Origin of the sequence: Paenibacillus sp. DMB20, assembly GCF_000987955.1 — a bacterium.
GTDB lineage: Bacteria > Bacillota > Bacilli > Paenibacillales > Paenibacillaceae > Paenibacillus_AQ.
Map to the genome: position 1 here is coordinate 1 of NZ_LAZU01000028.1, position 16,367 is coordinate 16,367.

A 16,367-nucleotide genomic window follows, 5' to 3' on the forward strand; every position below is an offset into this window, starting at 1 on the left:
AACTGACCCGGGCTCCGGCGCAGGGGAAACAGGGGGCGGAACAACTGACCCCGGCTCCGGCGCAGGGGAAACAAGCTCCAAGCCGGATGCCCCAAGCGGTGAAGAGAGCGGGGGAACCGCATGAATGAGATTGTAAGAATCGGACAGCTTTATCCCGGCAAGCTGCACCCCGCGTCTCTGCAGAGAGAGCGTCAAAACGCCGGCACGGCCGTTAACTCGCCGCCCGGCAGGTTCAAGGAGCTGCTTGATGAGAATCTTCTCAAATTCAGCAACCATGCAGCCAAACGCCTGGAGCAGCGCGGTATTGAGCTGAGAAGCGACCAGCTTGCGAAAATCAGTTCGGCGGTGGATCAGGCAGCGGAAAAAGGCAGCAAGGAATCATTGATTTTAATGAAGGACATGGCATTTATCGTTAACGTTCAAAACCGGACCGTTGTCACGGCCATGGATGACAGAACGATGAAAAACAACGTGTTTACCCAAATCGATAGCGCCGTCGTCATTTCATAGGCCATTTCAAGGATGAACGGCCGCGTATACAAAGTAGGTTTTCTTGAGATATAGAACTCCATCTATAAAACGAACCGGCTGGCCCGCAAGGAAGCCGAAATGACCGCAGACCGACTGAAGCGGTCCTACAAGGGAGGAAAAAACTTAATGTTAAGATCAATGTACTCGGGCGTTTCCGGAATGAGAGGCTTTCAAACCAAGCTTGATGTCATCGGCAATAACATTGCCAACGTGAATACGGTTGGTTTTAAAGCAGGCCGCGTCATGTTTAAGGATATCTTAAGCCAGACCGTTTCGGGGGTGACCGCACCGACCGATGAACAAGGCGGGGTAAATGCGAAGCAGATCGGTCTTGGCAGTACGATCGGTTCGATCGATACCGTTCATACGCCGGGCAGTGCGCAAACGACAAACAAACCTACGGATCTGCGCATCGACGGTGACGGATTTTTCATGGTTAAGATGTCCGAGGATCAGGATGTTCCCTTCCTGACCAGAGCGGGGGATTTCCATATTGACGGCAACCGCAACCTGGTTACTTCCGACGGGATGTTCGTCCTGGATGTGGAAGGAGGAATCATCACGCTGGGCGAAGAGGTAACGGCTTTTTCCATCGGGCAGGATGGTTCGATTTTAACTGAAGGCGGAGACGCGGAAGACGCCGTCCAGATCGGCGTTGCCAAGGTGGTCAACCCCGAAGGCCTTGAGAAAATCGGCGGCAATTTATACCGTGTGACTGCCAATGCCCTGGGCGAAGACGGAGATGCTGAAGATATGGGGAATCCGGCGAACAATGTTGAAGCGGGTACCGGCGCCATTATCGCAGGCCAGCTTGAAATGTCCAACGTGGACCTGACCGGCGAATTCACCGAAATGATCGTGGCGCAGCGCGGATTCCAATCCAACTCCCGGATCATTACAACCTCTGACGAAATCCTGCAGGAAGTCGTTAATCTGAAGCGGTAATAACGAATGACAAGGGGAGGGCTTGACCCTCCCGCATATGAAGGAGGCATTCAATGATTTCGGTTACGAGGTTAAACGGCAAGCAAATGTGGCTGAACGCATTGCTGATTGAAATGGTTGAAGAGACTCCGGACACTTACATTACGCTGACCACCGGAAAACGGCTGATCGTGCTGGAAAAGGCGGAGGAAGTTGTGGAGGCCGTTAAATCCTATCATCATGGGGTCGGCATGCATCAGGCAACCATTAAAGTGCAGCAGATGGAGGAACCTTCATGAAAAAAATGCTACCCTGGTTGATTACGATATTATTGTCCATCACCTTGATCGTAGTCGCCATATTTTTACTCTCTGACAAACTGATTGGCGGTAAGGAAAAAGAGGTTGCGGCGTCACAGCTCCCTGTTCCGACTTACAACATGACGGCAGACCAGATCGTGGAAGTGACGTCGGAAATCACCGATATCAAAACCAACATGGCCGACCCGGATTATATCGCGATGATGAGCTTTGCCTTTCAGCTGAACGACAAAAAAGCCAAAGAAGAATTCGAGAAGATCAAAGACATCAAAATCAAACCGATCATCATCAAAACTCTTATGGATACCAAACCGGAAAGCTTGAAGGATTCGAAGGGCGTGGAACAGCTGACCAAGAAACTTATGGATCAAATCAATAAAAGTTTGAATCAAGGGCAGCTGATTCAGGTAGACATTACGAATAAAATCATTACCGGTTTGTAATGAAAAAACGTCTATTGATGCAGCTTCTATGAAGCCTCATTCTGAAATGGATAACAAGATCTTGGAATTTGTAAGGGGGTGAGATGATTGGTTGATGTTTTATCGCAAAATGAGATTGACGCCCTGCTGGCCGCTCTTTCATCCGGAGAAATGGATGCCGAAGAACTGAAGAAGGAAGATACCCAGAAGAAGATCCGTTCCTACGATTTTAAGAGAGCGGTTCGCTTTTCCAAGGATCACATTCGCAGCTTAACCCGAATACACGAAAACTTTGCCCGGTATTTGACGACTTACTTTTCTGCGCAATTGAGAACCTTTGTCCAGATCAGCGTGGTTCAGGTGGAGCAGCTTCCCTACGACGAATTTATTCGTTCCATACCCAAAATGACGGTCCTTAACATATTCGAGGCCGAACCGTTGGTTGGGCGGATGGTGCTGGAGGTTCATCCGAACATCGCCTATGCCATGCTTGACCGTCTGCTGGGGGGGACAGGGGTTGCCCCATCCAAGATCAATTCGATGACGGAGATCGAAACCATCATCATGGAACGAATTTTCAGCAGAGCCTTCGACAGCCTTCAGGAAGCCTGGAAAACCGTTCTGGATATTTCGCCTCGGCTGGAGGCGCTGGAGACCAATCCGCAGTTTATGCAGATTGTATCTCCCAACGAAACCATTGCACTCATATCGCTCAGCACCAAAATCGGAGATACGACGGGTATGATTAACCTTTGTATCCCCCATGTCGTACTTGAACCAATCATGTCCAAGCTTTCGGCACATCAATGGTTTATATCCGAAAAGAAATCGGCTGTTCCGGAAGAAGTGGATGCGTTGAAACAACGGGTCAGCAAAGCAAAGCTGCCCATTATCGCCGAACTGGGAGAGTCCCAGATCACGGTATCGGAATTTTTGGGACTGAACGTGGGCGATGTCATTACGTTGAATAAACCTGTCCAAGCTGGACTGTCTATCAAAGTAGGAGAAAAGCTGAAATACATCGGTAGTCCGGGAACGTTGAAGGATCGGGTAGCCGTACAGATCGATGAAATCGTCAGCGAAGGAGCTGAAGAACTTGACGAGTAAAGATTATTTATCCCAGGAAGAGATAGATGCCCTGTTGAAGCAGTCGGGTATGGCATCATCCTCCTCTCCTTCGGTGTTAAGCGTCGATGATGTATTGACACCATTGGAACAGGACGCTTTGGGCGAAATCGGCAATATCACATTCGGCAGTGCAGCTACGGCATTGTCCACGCTTCTCGGCAAAAAAGTGGATATTACGACACCCAAGGTATCGATTATTACCAGAGACCAGTTTGAAAAAGAGTTTCCTAAGCCCCATGTAGCGGTACACGTCACCTACGTCGACGGATTTGAGGGCATCAATTCCCTTGTCATCAAAACCCGCGACGCTCAGGTTATCGCGGATCTGATGCTTGGAGGGGAAGGGAATCCGCAGGACGAAGAGCTCAACGAGATTCATATCAGCGCCGTTCAGGAAGCCATGAATCAAATGATGGGCTCCTCCGCTACCAGCATGTCGACCATATTCAATCGTTTCGTAAATATCTCCCCTCCGGGAATAGACATTTTGAATATGTCCAACGGAAACGGGGTCAACAAGCTGCCGGAAGATGAAACCTTGATCAAAATCTCTTTCAGGCTGATCATCGGGGATCTGATCGATTCCAGCATTATGCAGCTGCTTCCGATTGAGTTTGCCAAAGATATGGTTCACACCCTGATTAACGGGACGGATGAGCCGGATACGGCGGCACAGGAGTCTGCCGCTGCGGTGGAAACCCCGGCAATAGCATCGGATCATCAGGCCATGCCGCAGTCGTCGCCTGCGCAGCAAATGCCGATGGATCAGCAAATGCCGCCTCAGGGGTACGCCCAGGAGCCCGGCTATGGCAACAATCAGGGGATGATGGCCGCCGGGATGCCGCAGCAGATGCCGTACGGACAGCCGCAGATGCCGTACCAGCACGCACCGCAGCAGTATGGGGGCATTCCGAACCGCAATGTCAACGTACAGCCTGTCCAATTCGCGAATCTGCAAAATGCGCCGTACACCCAGGTGGATGAAAACAATCTGAACTTACTGATGGACATTCCCCTTAAAGTCACCGTAGAATTAGGAAGGACCCAGAAGCAAATTAAGGATATCTTGGAAATGTCTCAAGGCTCGATCATTGAATTGGACAAGCTTGCCGGCGAACCGGTGGACATCTTGGTAAACCACAAGCTTATCGCCAAAGGCGAGGTTGTCGTCATCGATGAGAACTTTGGGGTTCGGGTAACGGATATCGTAAGCCAATGGGACCGGATACAAAAAATACAATAGCACATATTTAGGGAGGATTTTTAATCAATGGCTAACCGAATTCTGATTGTGGACGACGCTGCATTTATGAGAATGATGATCCGCGATATTTTAACCAAGAATGGTTTCGAGGTTGTGGGAGAGGCTCAAGATGGAGCGCAGGCAATTGAAAAGTTCAAGGAATTGCGTCCTGACCTGATTACAATGGATATCACGATGCCCGAAATGGACGGGATCGCCGCATTGAAAGAGATTAAGAAAACGGACCCGAATGCAAAGGTCATCATGTGCTCGGCCATGGGACAGCAGGCGATGGTCATCGATGCGATTCAAGCGGGAGCCAAAGATTTTATCGTGAAGCCATTCCAATCCGATCGGGTAATCGAAGCAATCAATAAAACGCTTGGCGTCTAAGGCAGGCAGGCTATGTTAGCTGCTTCGGGAGATATAAGGTCGGATACGACGGGATATTATCTTCAGTTATTTTACGTGTTTATCGTGCTTGCCATAATCGTTGCAGCAATTGTGTTTCTGATCCGGTTTTTGGGCCGGAAAAATCAGAGCTGGATGCAGGGCCGTTCCATCAGGACGCTTGGAGCGGTTGGAATAGGCCCGAATAAATCCATACAGCTGATTGAGGTAGGGAGCAGCATCTATTTGGTCGGCGTCGGTGAAGACATCTCTCTCATAGATAAAATTACCGATCCGGCTGAAATAGCGCTGCTAAAGGCCTCTTTCGGTCAGGAGCAAAGCTTGGCCGCGGGAACATTGCCGCCTTTTATCGGCAAACTTGCTGCGAGGTTTCGCAAAGACCATCCGCCTGAGGATATTGAACTCGAGGATACATCATCTTTTCACGAGGTGTTTGAATCCAAGCTGCGCAGCGTACCGAACCGGAAACAAAAGGTAGAAGAAATGCTGCGGGAGGATCAAAAGGATTCATGAATAAAAAAGATCGCATTCTCTGTCATGATGATTTTGCTGATCGGACTGGCGCTGGCGTCTTCCGCCTGGGCGGATCCGATCCCGAACATAGATATTCAAATCGGCAACAACGGGGATAAGCCGGGCACAAGCTCGCTTTCGCTGATCCTTTTGATCACGATTCTGAGTGTGGCCCCCGCCATCCTTGTCCTGATGACAAGTTTTACGCGGATTGTCATTGTCCTCGGTTTCGTAAGGACGTCGCTGGGAACCCAGATGACTCCTCCTAACCAGGTGCTCATCGGCTTGGCACTGTTTTTAACCTTGTTTGTGATGGCTCCGACCTTTTCGTCCATGAATGAGACGGCGCTTCAGCCCTATCTCAAGGGAGAGATCAGTCAGACGGAGGCGCTCCAGAAAGCCCAGGAGCCCATGAAGAAGTTCATGTTTTCACACACGAGGGAAAAGGATTTGCTGTTGTTCATGAAGTACACGGGAGAAGAGAAGCCTGAAACCTATCAGGATATCCCGCTGACCGTATTGGTCCCGGCGTTCGCCATCAGCGAGCTTAAAACCGGCTTTCAAATGGGTTTCATGATCTTTATACCTTTTCTCATCATAGATATCGTTGTTGCAAGTGTTTTGATGGCTATGGGGATGATGATGCTGCCGCCGGTCATGATTTCGCTGCCGTTTAAAATACTCCTGTTCGTACTTGTTGACGGATGGTATTTGGTCGTCAAGTCCTTGTTAATGAGTTTCAATCCTTAGCGGCAAGTAATTCAAAACGGGAGGACTCGCCGTGAGTGCTGAATTTATAATCGGCCTGGCCGGGCAGGCCGTGCTGATCGTGCTGAAAGTGAGCGCGCCAATGCTGGTGCTTGCGCTGGTGGTTGGATTGGTTGTCAGTATTTTTCAAGCGACGACGCAGATCCAAGAGCAAACGCTTGCCTTTGTCCCGAAAATCATTATTGTTTTGCTCGCGCTTCTGCTGTTCGGTCCCTGGATATTAACGACGTTGGTGGATTTTACGCACGGGATTTTGGACAATCTCTACAAATATATCGGATAGGCTGAGTGTCCATGGAATGGTTGGAGCAAAGTGTTCCTGTCTTTATGCTTATTTTTTGTCGAATAACATCCTTTTTTGTAGTTGCGCCGATTTATTCGTCCCGCGGGGTCCCGTCTTCCTTTAAGATAGGCATCTCATTCATGGTATCGGTTCTGGTGTTTTTGACTTTTTGGCTTCAGCCAACCGGTTCCGCAGGCATATCCTACGTGATGCTGATCGTACAGGAAGTATTGGTAGGACTGCTGCTGGGTTTTACCGCATTTTTGATGATGGCTGTCGTTCAGACGGCCGGCGCGTTGATCGACATCCAAATCGGATTCAGCATGGCAAATGTCATCGACCCGTTTACGGGCGTGTCCACGCCTCTCATCGGCAATTTCAAATACATGCTGGCCCTTCTGGTGTTTTTGAGCATGAACGGCCATCATTATTTGCTTGATGCCATAATGTACAGTTACGAGTGGATGCCGGTAACCGGCAATGTGTTTGCCAAAATCGGCGATGGCAGCGTGACCGATTTTCTGGTTACCACCTTTGCCTATTCGTTCGTGTTGGCGCTTCAAATGTCTGCGCCGCTCGTCGCGTCACTCTTTCTCACCGATGTGGGATTGGGTTTTCTCGCCAGAACGGCACCGCAGTTTAACGTATTTGTAATAGGAATCATTTTGAAAATGCTTGTAGGTCTGATACTGCTGCTTCTGCTTATGCCGGGACTGGTTGCTTTGTTTGATCATTTGTTCGACAAAATGTTCACGGCGCTGCAGGAACTGCTGGGCGTAATCGGCCGAAGACCGGCGTAATGAGGCTAAGGAGTGATCGGCGTGCATTTGAAATACCGTGTAGACCTGCAGCTGTTTGCCGGCGAAAAGACGGAAAAAGCCACGCCGAAGAAGCGGCAGGACACCCGGAAAAAGGGCCAGGTTGCCAAAAGTATGGAATTGTCAGGGGCATCCGTTTTGATGGCCGCTTTTTTATGCCTGATGACTTTCGGCGGTTATATCAGGGATCACGTCGTGAGACTGTTTACCGATGTGTTTTTAAACCGTCTTTCCATGGAGGTCACCGTGGACAATGTGGTCATGCTGCTGGGCGAATACGGAATTCAGATTTTGATGCTGATCGCGCCGTTGTTTATCTGCGTGTTTGTCATCGGGTTGGCCGTCAACTACATGCAGGTCGGGTTTTTGTTGTCGGGTGAAGCCCTGAAAATGAAATTCAGTAAAATTGATCCGATTAAAGGTTTCAAGAACATTGCCTCCATGCGTTCTCTGGTGGAATTCGCAAAGTCGATCTTTAAGCTGACGATCATCGGTTATCTGGTGTATACCTCTTTATGGAGCGCGAGGCAGGGCTTGTCCTCCTTGTCGCAGATGAGTCCGGAGGCCATTTACCATTTCACGGCGGACGTCACGCTGTCCCTGGGCATAAAGATCGGCGTCGGTCTTATCGTTCTGGCCGCGCTGGATTATATATACCAGAAATACGAATATGAAAAAAAACATTCGGATGTCCAAGCAGGACATCAAGGACGAGTACAAAAAAAATGGAGGGCGACCCGCTGATCAAAGGAAAGATTCGCGAGCGTCAGCGGCGCATGGCACTCCAACGGATGATGCAGGAGGTTCCCAAGGCCGACGTCATCATCACGAACCCTACGCACTTTGCCGTGGCGCTAAAATATGAAGGCTCCTCCATGGAGGCGCCGCAAGTGATTGCCAAAGGCCAGGATTACATGGCTCTGAAAATCAAGGAAATCGCCAAGAAAAACGGCGTGATTACGATGGAAAACAAGCCGCTGGCACGGGCATTGTACCAAAGAACGGAAATCGGCGATTCCATTCCCGGTGACCTGTTCCAGGCTGTGGCCGAGGTTCTGGCGTATGTATACAAATTAAAAGGTAAGGCGAAATAACAAGGGATCGGAGGCCGAAAGCAGTGAAAATAAAAGAAATATCGGTTTTAGCGGGTGTCATCGGTATCGTGTTAATGATGATCCTTCCGATCCCGGTTTGGCTCTTGGATGTGCTGCTTGTCATCAACATCTCGCTGGCGCTCATCATTTTGCTGGTAGCCATGAATACGAAGGAAGCGCTGGACTTTTCCATTTTTCCTTCTCTTCTATTAATAACGACTTTATTCCGTTTGTCCCTGAACATTTCCACCACGAAGCTGATTTTATCCAAGGGAGAAGCGGGCGAAGTGGTCGCCACATTCGGAAGCTGGATCGCCGGAGGCGAGATCGCGATCGGTTTTATCGTGTTCCTGATCCTGGTGGTTGTACAGTTTATCGTCATCACGAAAGGCTCCGAGCGGGTGGCCGAGGTCGCGGCCCGCTTCACCCTCGATGCGATGCCGGGGAAACAGATGAGTATCGATGCCGATTTGAACGCGGGCATGATCAATGAAACCCAGGCCCGGGAACGGCGGCGCAAAGTCGAGCGCGAGGCCGATTTTTACGGAGCGATGGACGGTGCCAGCAAATTCGTTAAAGGGGATGCCATCGCCTCGATCATCATCCTGATCATCAACCTGATCGGCGGTTTTATTATCGGGATATCGATTCACGGCATGCCTTTCGAGGACGCGATGAGCACTTACTCGATCCTTACGATCGGCGACGGTCTCGTCAGCCAGATTCCGGCCCTGTTGATATCGACGGCCGCCGGCCTGATCGTTACCCGTGCGTCCTCGGAAGGCAATCTGTCCGAGGATTTGACCGGGCAGCTCTTCTCTTATCCGAGATTGATGTACATCGTTGCGGCAACCGTAACTTTGCTCGGGTTGTTCACGCCGATTCACTTTATTACGACATTCCCGATCGCGATCCTGCTGTTCATTGCCGCCAGACGGATGCAGAGCAACCTGGACCGGAGGCAGGTGGAGGTCGAGCAGATGGAGGAGGAGCAGCAGATCGAGGAGGTTCGGAGCCCGGAAAGCGTCATCAACCTGCTGCAGGTGGATCCGATCGAATTCGAATTCGGCTACGGGCTGATCCCGCTGGCCGACACCCAGCAGGGCGGGGACCTGCTCGACCGGATCATCATGATCCGGAGACAATGTGCGCTTGAAATGGGCCTTGTCGTACCGGTCATTCGGATTCGCGACAATATTCAACTAAAACCGAACGAATACGTCATCAAAATTAAAGGGAATGCCGTCGGCGGCGGTGAATTATTATTAAATCACTACCTAGCCATGAGTCCGGGTTATGAAGACGATTCGGTAAGCGGAATTGAAACGACCGAACCGGCTTTCGGCCTGCCGGCCCTTTGGATTGACGAGGCGGGTAAAGAACGTGCCGAGCTCGCCGGTTATACGGTTGTCGATCCTCCGTCCGTCGTTGCCACGCATTTAACCGAACTGATCAAGCGTCATGCCCATGAGCTGCTCGGCCGTCAGGAGACGAAAACGCTTGTCGACAATATCCGGGAAAATTATCCTGTGCTTGTCGACGACCTGATTCCGTCGGTTCTTACGATCGGCGATGTTCAGAAGGTGCTGGCCAAGCTTTTGCGGGAGAAAATTTCGATCCGGGATTTGGTCACCATTTTTGAAACCCTTGCTGATTACGGACAGTACTCCAAGGATCCTGACGTGCTAACGGAATACGTAAGACAGGCTCTGTCGCGCCAAATCACCCAACAGTATGCCCAGGAAGGCGAAGCCATGAAAGTCATTACCGTCGGGCCGGCTTTGGAGAAAAAAAATTGCGGAAAGCGTGCAGCAGAGCGATCAGGGAAGCTACCTTGCGATGGATCCGGTATCTACCCAAAGCATTTTCCAAAAGCTCGGCGAGCAGGTGAACCGGCTGATTCAAATGGGCCAGCAGCCTGTGCTGCTGACGTCCCCGGCCATCCGGATGTATCTTCGCCAGGTGATCGAGCGCAGCATGCAGGACATTCCGGTCCTTTCCTACAGCGAGCTGGAGCCTAATGTCGAAATTCAGAGCGTCGGAGTGGTGAACCTATGAGAGTGAAACGGTATATTGTCGACACGATGCCGGAAGCGATGCAGCACATACGAAATGATCTTGGCGGCGATGCCGTGATCCTGAGCTCCAAGGAAGTAAAAGTAGGCGGATTTATGGGCTTGTTTTCAAAGAAAAAAATCGAGGTCATCGCGGCCGTCGAAAAAGAGGAAAAGCCCAAAAACACCCCTTCTGCCATGCCTGCGGCACCTGTACCGAGAAGCTCGGTGCCGCAGGCCTATTAAAAAAACAGCCGAAAGCTCAAAGCCGCCGGAAAGCAGGGAGCCCGGAACCGAGGGAGCGATGACCATCAAGGAACCCGAATCCGGAAAAACGCCGGAACGGGAACAGGCCGCCAGTGATTTTGCCGCTGCTTTTGCTCAGGCGGCAGCCGCAGAATCCTTGAAGGCCGATGCGAATGCGGAACGGTTGATTGTGCCAGATCCGGCTCCCGGTCATGCGCTCGTGAAAGAGGAGAAGGCCGAATACAGCACGTCTCCGGCCGAAACAGCCTCCTCCTCTTCGACGGCAAGAATGGCGTCGGAACAAAAAATGCTGGAAGAGCTGCGGGAGATGAAGGAGTGGATCGCCAGGCTTTCGCGGCAAAACTTGCAGAAAAGAGAGCTTCCGGGGCCTTTGGACTCCATCCGTGAGCGGCTGATCCGCCAGGATGTTTCGCCGCATTTGGCGGATCGTTGGCTCTCGGCCGCAGTCGATGAATGGAGCGCCGGCGGGATGTCCTGGTCCGACGAACAGATTCGGGCTTCCTTCACTAAACAGGTGGAATCGTTTCTTGAAGGACGATTTGGCGGGGGATTGCAGGCGGAAACCCGCATTGTTTACATCGCGGGCCCGACCGGTGTCGGAAAGACGACCACGATCGCCAAGCTGGCGGCAGAGCAGCTGTTCAAATACCGCCGAAAGGTCGGTTTCATCACATCGGACACCTATCGGATCTCTGCGGTAGATCAGCTGCGGACCTATGCTTCGATTCTTAATGTTCCGCTTGAGGTGGTGCAGTCCCCGGGTGATATGCAGCGTGCCATGCAGCGTCTTGAAGCGTGCGATTTGATTCTCATGGATACCGCCGGAAGGAATTACAGGAACGAACTGCTTGTCTCCGAGCTGCAAAGCCTGCTGCTGCCAAGGGACCGCAGCGAAACCTATCTGGTGCTGAGCCTTACTTCGAAGAGCAGCGACATGATTGAGATCACGGAACATTTCAGCAAATTCGGCCTGGACAAAGTGATCTTTACGAAGCTGGACGAGACGGGAAGTTACGGGCCCATGTTCGATCTTCTGGATGCCCATCCGTTAATGCTCTCGTATATGACGAACGGACAAAATGTGCCTGATGATCTTCTAATGCCCGATTCAGGGATGCTGACGGATCTTCTGATTGGAGAAACACGGCTATGACGGACCAGGCCCAATCCCTTAGACAACTGGTTTATGCCAGATCGGAAAGACCATCCGATCCCGCGAAAAAGACAGCGAAGATCATTACGGTTACAAGCGGCAAGGGAGGAGTCGGCAAATCCAATTTCACTTTGAATTTTGCCTTGGCGCTTAAATCCTTGGGACGAAAAGTACTGGTGTTTGATGCGGATATCGGGATGGCCAACATCGATGTTTTGATCGGGGTATCCTCAAAGCTAAGTCTGTACCATCTGCTTCGAAAGGAAAAAAGCGTCGAAGAGGTCATTCAGTACGGACCGAATGGGCTGCCCTTCATAGCCGGAGGATCGGGGATCGCGGAGATGTTCGCATTATCCGAGGAAGATTTGAACTATTTTGTAGCCCAAATTGAACGGATCTCCGAGGGGATGGATTACATCCTTTTCGATACAGGGGCCGGTCTTTCCAGGGAAAATATGAAGTTCATCACTTCAGCCGATCATTGCCTCGTGGTGACAACTCCCGAGCCGACATCGATTACGGATGCCTACGCCTTGATCAAAGTCGTTCACGGAAGCCATCCGGAGGTTCCTTTCACGCTGGTCGTTAACCGTGCGGGGGACGAGTCGGAAGCGAGACAGGCTTCCGATAAGATCATACTGACGGCCCGAAGGTTTCTTGAACTGGACATTCGGATGCTGGGATTTGTACGGGAAGATATCCATGTGGTGAAATCCGTTAAACGCCAGTATCCTTTCTATCTCGCTTATCCCAGAAGCGAAGCGGCCCGCGACGTTCAACGGCTCGCCCTTCGCTACCTGGCCGTTCCGGCTTCGGCCGAGAGCGCGTCCCATATGGGAATTAAAGGATTTATGCAGCGCTTGCTCAAAAGAACATAGGATTCTTTTTGAACTAATGGGGAACTGAGGTGACAGCAATGACGCCACATCGCGTTCTGGTGGTCGATGATTCTCGATTCATGCGCAGAATTATTTCGGATTTGATCGAAAGGGACCCTCGGTTCCAAGTCGTCGGCACGGCAAACAACGGCACGGAAGCTGTTGCCAAGTGCAGGGAATATGATCCGGATATCATTACGATGGATGTCGAAATGCCCGAAATGAACGGACTTGAAGCGTTAAAAATGATTATGAGCGAGCGGCCGAAACCCGTCATCATGCTGTCCGGCATCAATGAGCAGGGGATGAAGGAAACGATTATCGCTTTGGAAACGGGCGCTTTCGATTTTATCCGCAAGCCTTCCATATCCAATGCCCAGGATATTGAGCAGGTTGGCCGGGAACTGGTCAAGCAGTTGAATGCAGCGATGCAGGCCAAGGAACGGAGGGCCTTGTGGGAGGAGGAAGAGCAAAAGCGCCGGGAAACCGCAAAAACGATTCCTCTTTCGCCAAGGCCTTCGGATCGTCAGCCGCGGGTCGGCCCGGAGCAGAACATGGAAATCTTCAAAAAAAAAAGCTCACAAAGAAAACCATGCGTTGCCGGGACGAAGCGGAACGACGCCGTTCCCCCTTCCGTTCAGGCGAAGAAGGACAAGCCGTCTCCTGCCGATAAGAACAAGGAGAACGCAAAGGTGGAAGCCGGTACGGGTACCGCCATGCGAGGCCGCGTTAATATTGAAGCGGTTAAACCGCCTTCGAAAATGAAGCTTGAAACAAGTCGGCCGGTCCGCGTTTCGGCCCAGGAGGAAATTCCTCACATCCGAAGTTCCCGGACCGGCTCCGATTATGACCAACTTGTTGCGGTCGGCTGCTCCACCGGCGGGCCGCGGGCGTTGAAAGCCTTGCTGGAAAGTTTGCCGGCGGATTTTCCGGCTCCCGTGGTCATCGTGCAGCACATGCCGCCAAACTTCACCAAATCTCTTGCCCAGCGTCTCCATTCCTTCAGTCCGCTAAACGTAACCGAAGCGGAGCATGGCATGATATTGCAGCCCGGTTGCGCGTACATCGCCCCAGGCGGCAGCCATATGACGGTCGACCGCTCCAATACGGGGGAATACCGCATCACGCTTTCCAAGGGGGACCCTTGCAACGGCCATCGTCCTTCCGTGGATGTGCTGTTCGAATCCTTGCTGCCGCTTACGGAACTGAAACGCCATGCCGTGCTTATGACGGGGATGGGAGGCGACGGAGCGAGGATGATGAAAAAACTCTACGACTCGGGGGTAACCTCGACGTTTGCGGAAAGCGAAGAAACATGCGTGGTATACGGAATGCCGCGAACGGCCGTTGAGCTTGGCTGCGTAAGTCATATACTTCCTCTGCAGCAAATTGCAGGGCGATTGGTTCAAGCAGTAAATAACGGAAAGTGAACTCATGGAGGAGGTGTCTCACGATGGACATGAATCAATATTTAACCATGTTTATTGATGAGTCGAATGATCATCTGCAATCATTAAATGAAAACATGCTTCAACTGGAGAGCGACCCCAGCGATTTGGGGATTGTACAGGTGATCTTCAGGTCAGCCCATACCCTGAAGGGGATGGCGGCAACGATGGGGTTTGAGGACCTTGCGTCGCTCACCCACCAAATGGAAAACGTGCTGGACCTGGTTCGGAATGAAAAGCTGAAGATGCAGGATTTTATTTTCGATACTCTATTTAAAAGCTTGGACGCGCTGGAATCCATGGTTCAGGACATTGTTCAGGGGGGAGAGGGAAAGGCCGATGTTTCCCCCATCGTAGCCTCGCTGCAAGCCATCGTTCGGGGAGAAGGTGCTGGAGATTCTGCGGCATCCGCCGGTTCCGCCCAGCCAGAGGCCGTTCCGGCCATGGCGGGAATTGAACTGGACGAGTTTCAACTTTCCGTGCTGGATCAATCGATTACGGAAGGCCACAAGGTGCTTTACATTCAGGTTAAACTCCGGGATGACTGCCAGCTGAAGGCTGTTCGCGCCTATATGGTTTTTGAGCTGCTCGAGCGCTCCGGCGAAATCGTCAAAACGCACCCGGACGTGCAGGATATCGAGCAGGGTGAGTTTGAATCCTCTTTCTCGCTTTACTTCATAACGCAAAAAGAAGCGGCAGACATGGAAACGCAAATCATGAACATCTCCGAGATCGATACCGTAACGGTTGTTTCTCTTGATCACGAATCCCTCCAGCAGATGGTTCAGCAAAGCGCTGCGACGGCCGAGGCGGTTAAAGAGGAAAAATCCGAAACGGCAGCGTCCCCTTCCCCTGCTGCGGCAGGAGCCGGACCGAAATCGGCTGCAGCCGGCGGAGCCAAGAGCCCGGCCAAAACTTCCGGCGCCCCTGCACCATCCCGAACCATTCGGGTAGACATCGAGCGGTTGGACGTCCTCATGAATCTGTTCAGTGAGCTTTTGATCGACCGGGTACGGCTGGAACAGCTTGCAAGCGATGCGAAGAATCAGGAACTGACGGATACGGTAGAGCATATGAGCCGCGTAAGCAGCGACTTGCAGAACATCGTTTTGAAGCTCCGGATGGTGCCGGTGGATACGGTATTCAACCGTTTCCCAAGAATGGTTCGCGACCTTGCCAAGTCGTTGGACAAAAAGATTGACTTGGTCATTACCGGAGCGGAAACCGAGCTGGACCGGACGGTCATTGACGAAATTGGCGACCCGCTTGTCCATTTGCTCCGGAATTCGGTCGATCACGGGATCGAGCCGGTTGCCGACAGGATTGCCGCAGGCAAACCGGAAACGGGAACCGTTCACCTGCGCGCTTTTCACAGCGGCAACCATGTGTTTATCGAAATCGAAGACGACGGACGCGGAATCATCCGTGAGAACATCGTGAAGAGCGCGATCAAGAAGGGCGTCGTCACCGAAGAGCAGGCGGCGGCCATGTCCGACGAAGAGGCGCATCAGCTGTTGTTCGCGCCGGGCTTCAGCACGGCCGAGAAAATCTCGGACGTTTCCGGGCGCGGCGTCGGCCTTGACGTGGTCAAATCAAAAATCAATGCGCTTGGCGGGAACGTGACCATATACTCCACTCCGGGCAAAGGCACGAACTTCTCGGTTCAGCTCCCGCTGACGCTGTCCATCATTGCCGCCATGCTGATCAAAATGGGCTCCGAGAAGTATGCGATACCGTTGACGTCCATCGTGGAAACCGGAATTGTAAAGAAAGGGCAAGTCCGTACCGTTCACGGAAACCGGATGATCCAGTTCCGGGAGACGCATATTCCGATCATTTCACTCAGCCGCATTTTCGAGGTTCCCGATTTTGACGAATCGACCGAAGAAGAAACCGAAATCGTCGTGATCCGAAAAGGAGACCGGCTTGCGGCTCTGGCTATTGACGATTTTATCGGCCAAAACGAGATCGTGCTGAAAAACCTGGGCAAATATTTGCCGGCCATCCAGGGCGTATCGGGCGCCACCATTCTCGGCGACGGTCAAGTGGCGCTTATTCTCGATCCGAATGCCTTTATCAAGTAACGTTTGTCAAAGCTAGCGGCACCTGTTT

General features: G+C 51.7%; 14 protein-coding genes and 3 pseudogenes. All 17 read left to right on the forward strand.

Features of this window, described 5'->3' with window-relative positions:
- The first annotated feature begins 120 nt into the window (after positions 1-120).
- Positions 121-510 (forward strand): TIGR02530 family flagellar biosynthesis protein, encoded by a 390-nt coding sequence (locus XI25_RS13070; RefSeq protein ID WP_046679001.1) that lies wholly within the window; start codon positions 121-123, stop codon positions 508-510.
- A 147-nt stretch (positions 511-657) separates the two neighbouring features.
- Positions 658-1,476, forward strand: a complete 819-nt coding sequence (gene flgG / locus XI25_RS13075) for a flagellar basal body rod protein FlgG (RefSeq protein ID WP_046679167.1) — start codon at positions 658-660, stop codon at positions 1,474-1,476.
- Between the two features lie 53 nt (positions 1,477-1,529).
- Positions 1,530-1,754, forward strand: a complete 225-nt coding sequence (locus XI25_RS13080) for a flagellar FlbD family protein (RefSeq protein WP_046679002.1) — start codon at positions 1,530-1,532, stop codon at positions 1,752-1,754.
- Positions 1,751-2,218: a flagellar basal body-associated FliL family protein gene (locus XI25_RS13085; RefSeq protein WP_046679003.1), complete on the forward strand. Its 468-nt coding sequence runs from the start codon at positions 1,751-1,753 to the stop codon at positions 2,216-2,218. Before XI25_RS13080 ends, XI25_RS13085 begins: the two co-directional genes overlap by 4 nt.
- An 87-nt stretch (positions 2,219-2,305) precedes the next feature.
- Positions 2,306-3,304, forward strand: coding sequence for a flagellar motor switch protein FliM (fliM, locus tag XI25_RS13090; RefSeq protein WP_046679004.1), 999 nt, complete (start codon positions 2,306-2,308; stop codon positions 3,302-3,304).
- The gene (fliY, locus tag XI25_RS13095) at positions 3,294-4,568 is read left to right on the forward strand and encodes a flagellar motor switch phosphatase FliY (RefSeq protein WP_046679005.1); all 1,275 of its coding nucleotides are present in this window, start codon (positions 3,294-3,296) and stop codon (positions 4,566-4,568) included. The genes fliM and fliY overlap by 11 nt, the downstream gene beginning before the upstream one ends.
- A gap of 27 nt (positions 4,569-4,595) precedes the next feature.
- Complete coding sequence (locus XI25_RS13100; protein ID WP_046679006.1) at positions 4,596-4,961, forward strand: response regulator; 366 nt, start codon at positions 4,596-4,598, stop codon at positions 4,959-4,961.
- A gap of 12 nt (positions 4,962-4,973) precedes the next feature.
- Positions 4,974-5,492, forward strand: coding sequence for a FliO/MopB family protein (locus XI25_RS13105; RefSeq protein WP_046679007.1), 519 nt, complete (start codon positions 4,974-4,976; stop codon positions 5,490-5,492).
- 24 nt (positions 5,493-5,516) lie between these two features.
- Positions 5,517-6,242 (forward strand): flagellar type III secretion system pore protein FliP, encoded by a 726-nt coding sequence (fliP, locus tag XI25_RS13110; RefSeq protein WP_046679008.1) that lies wholly within the window; start codon positions 5,517-5,519, stop codon positions 6,240-6,242.
- Between the two features lie 31 nt (positions 6,243-6,273).
- Entirely contained in the window at positions 6,274-6,543 is a 270-nt protein-coding gene (gene fliQ / locus XI25_RS13115; protein ID WP_046679009.1) for a flagellar biosynthesis protein FliQ, read from the forward strand.
- An 11-nt stretch (positions 6,544-6,554) separates the two neighbouring features.
- Positions 6,555-7,343, forward strand: a complete 789-nt coding sequence (gene fliR, locus XI25_RS13120) for a flagellar biosynthetic protein FliR (RefSeq protein ID WP_046679010.1) — start codon at positions 6,555-6,557, stop codon at positions 7,341-7,343.
- Between the two features lie 27 nt (positions 7,344-7,370).
- Positions 7,371-8,455: pseudogene (gene flhB, locus XI25_RS13125) on the forward strand (flagellar biosynthesis protein FlhB).
- Between the two features lie 23 nt (positions 8,456-8,478).
- Positions 8,479-10,513 (forward strand): annotated as a pseudogene (gene flhA, locus XI25_RS13130) (flagellar biosynthesis protein FlhA).
- Positions 10,510-11,929: pseudogene (gene flhF / locus XI25_RS13135) on the forward strand (flagellar biosynthesis protein FlhF). Before flhA ends, flhF begins: the two co-directional pseudogenes overlap by 4 nt.
- Positions 11,926-12,807 (forward strand): MinD/ParA family protein, encoded by an 882-nt coding sequence (locus XI25_RS13140; RefSeq protein WP_046679011.1) that lies wholly within the window; start codon positions 11,926-11,928, stop codon positions 12,805-12,807. Before flhF ends, XI25_RS13140 begins: the two are co-directional and overlap by 4 nt.
- A gap of 38 nt (positions 12,808-12,845) precedes the next feature.
- Positions 12,846-14,237 carry a protein-glutamate methylesterase/protein-glutamine glutaminase gene (locus XI25_RS13145; RefSeq protein WP_046679012.1) on the forward strand — a complete coding sequence of 464 codons (1,392 nt, stop codon included), beginning with the start codon at positions 12,846-12,848 and terminating at the stop codon, positions 14,235-14,237.
- Positions 14,238-14,260: 23 nt separating this feature from the next.
- Positions 14,261-16,339, forward strand: a complete 2,079-nt coding sequence (locus XI25_RS13150) for a chemotaxis protein CheA (protein WP_046679013.1) — start codon at positions 14,261-14,263, stop codon at positions 16,337-16,339.
- The last annotated feature ends 28 nt before the right edge of the window (positions 16,340-16,367 follow it).

Excerpts from the sequence above, each read along its gene's own strand:
- fliR (WP_046679010.1), top strand. The coding sequence starts at position 6,555 with ATGGAATGGTTGGAGCAAAGTGTTCCTGTCTTTATGCTTATTTTTTGT.
- XI25_RS13140 (WP_046679011.1), top strand. The coding sequence starts at position 11,926 with ATGACGGACCAGGCCCAATCCCTTAGACAACTGGTTTATGCCAGATCG.
- flgG (WP_046679167.1), top strand. The coding sequence starts at position 658 with ATGTTAAGATCAATGTACTCGGGCGTTTCCGGAATGAGAGGCTTTCAA.
- XI25_RS13100 (WP_046679006.1), top strand. The coding sequence starts at position 4,596 with ATGGCTAACCGAATTCTGATTGTGGACGACGCTGCATTTATGAGAATG.
- XI25_RS13085 (WP_046679003.1), top strand. The coding sequence starts at position 1,751 with ATGAAAAAAATGCTACCCTGGTTGATTACGATATTATTGTCCATCACC.
- fliP (WP_046679008.1), top strand. The coding sequence starts at position 5,517 with ATGATGATTTTGCTGATCGGACTGGCGCTGGCGTCTTCCGCCTGGGCG.
- XI25_RS13080 (WP_046679002.1), top strand. The coding sequence starts at position 1,530 with ATGATTTCGGTTACGAGGTTAAACGGCAAGCAAATGTGGCTGAACGCA.
- XI25_RS13145 (WP_046679012.1), top strand. The coding sequence starts at position 12,846 with ATGACGCCACATCGCGTTCTGGTGGTCGATGATTCTCGATTCATGCGC.
- XI25_RS13150 (WP_046679013.1), top strand. The coding sequence starts at position 14,261 with ATGGACATGAATCAATATTTAACCATGTTTATTGATGAGTCGAATGAT.
- XI25_RS13105 (WP_046679007.1), top strand. The coding sequence starts at position 4,974 with ATGTTAGCTGCTTCGGGAGATATAAGGTCGGATACGACGGGATATTAT.
- XI25_RS13070 (WP_046679001.1), top strand. The coding sequence starts at position 121 with ATGAATGAGATTGTAAGAATCGGACAGCTTTATCCCGGCAAGCTGCAC.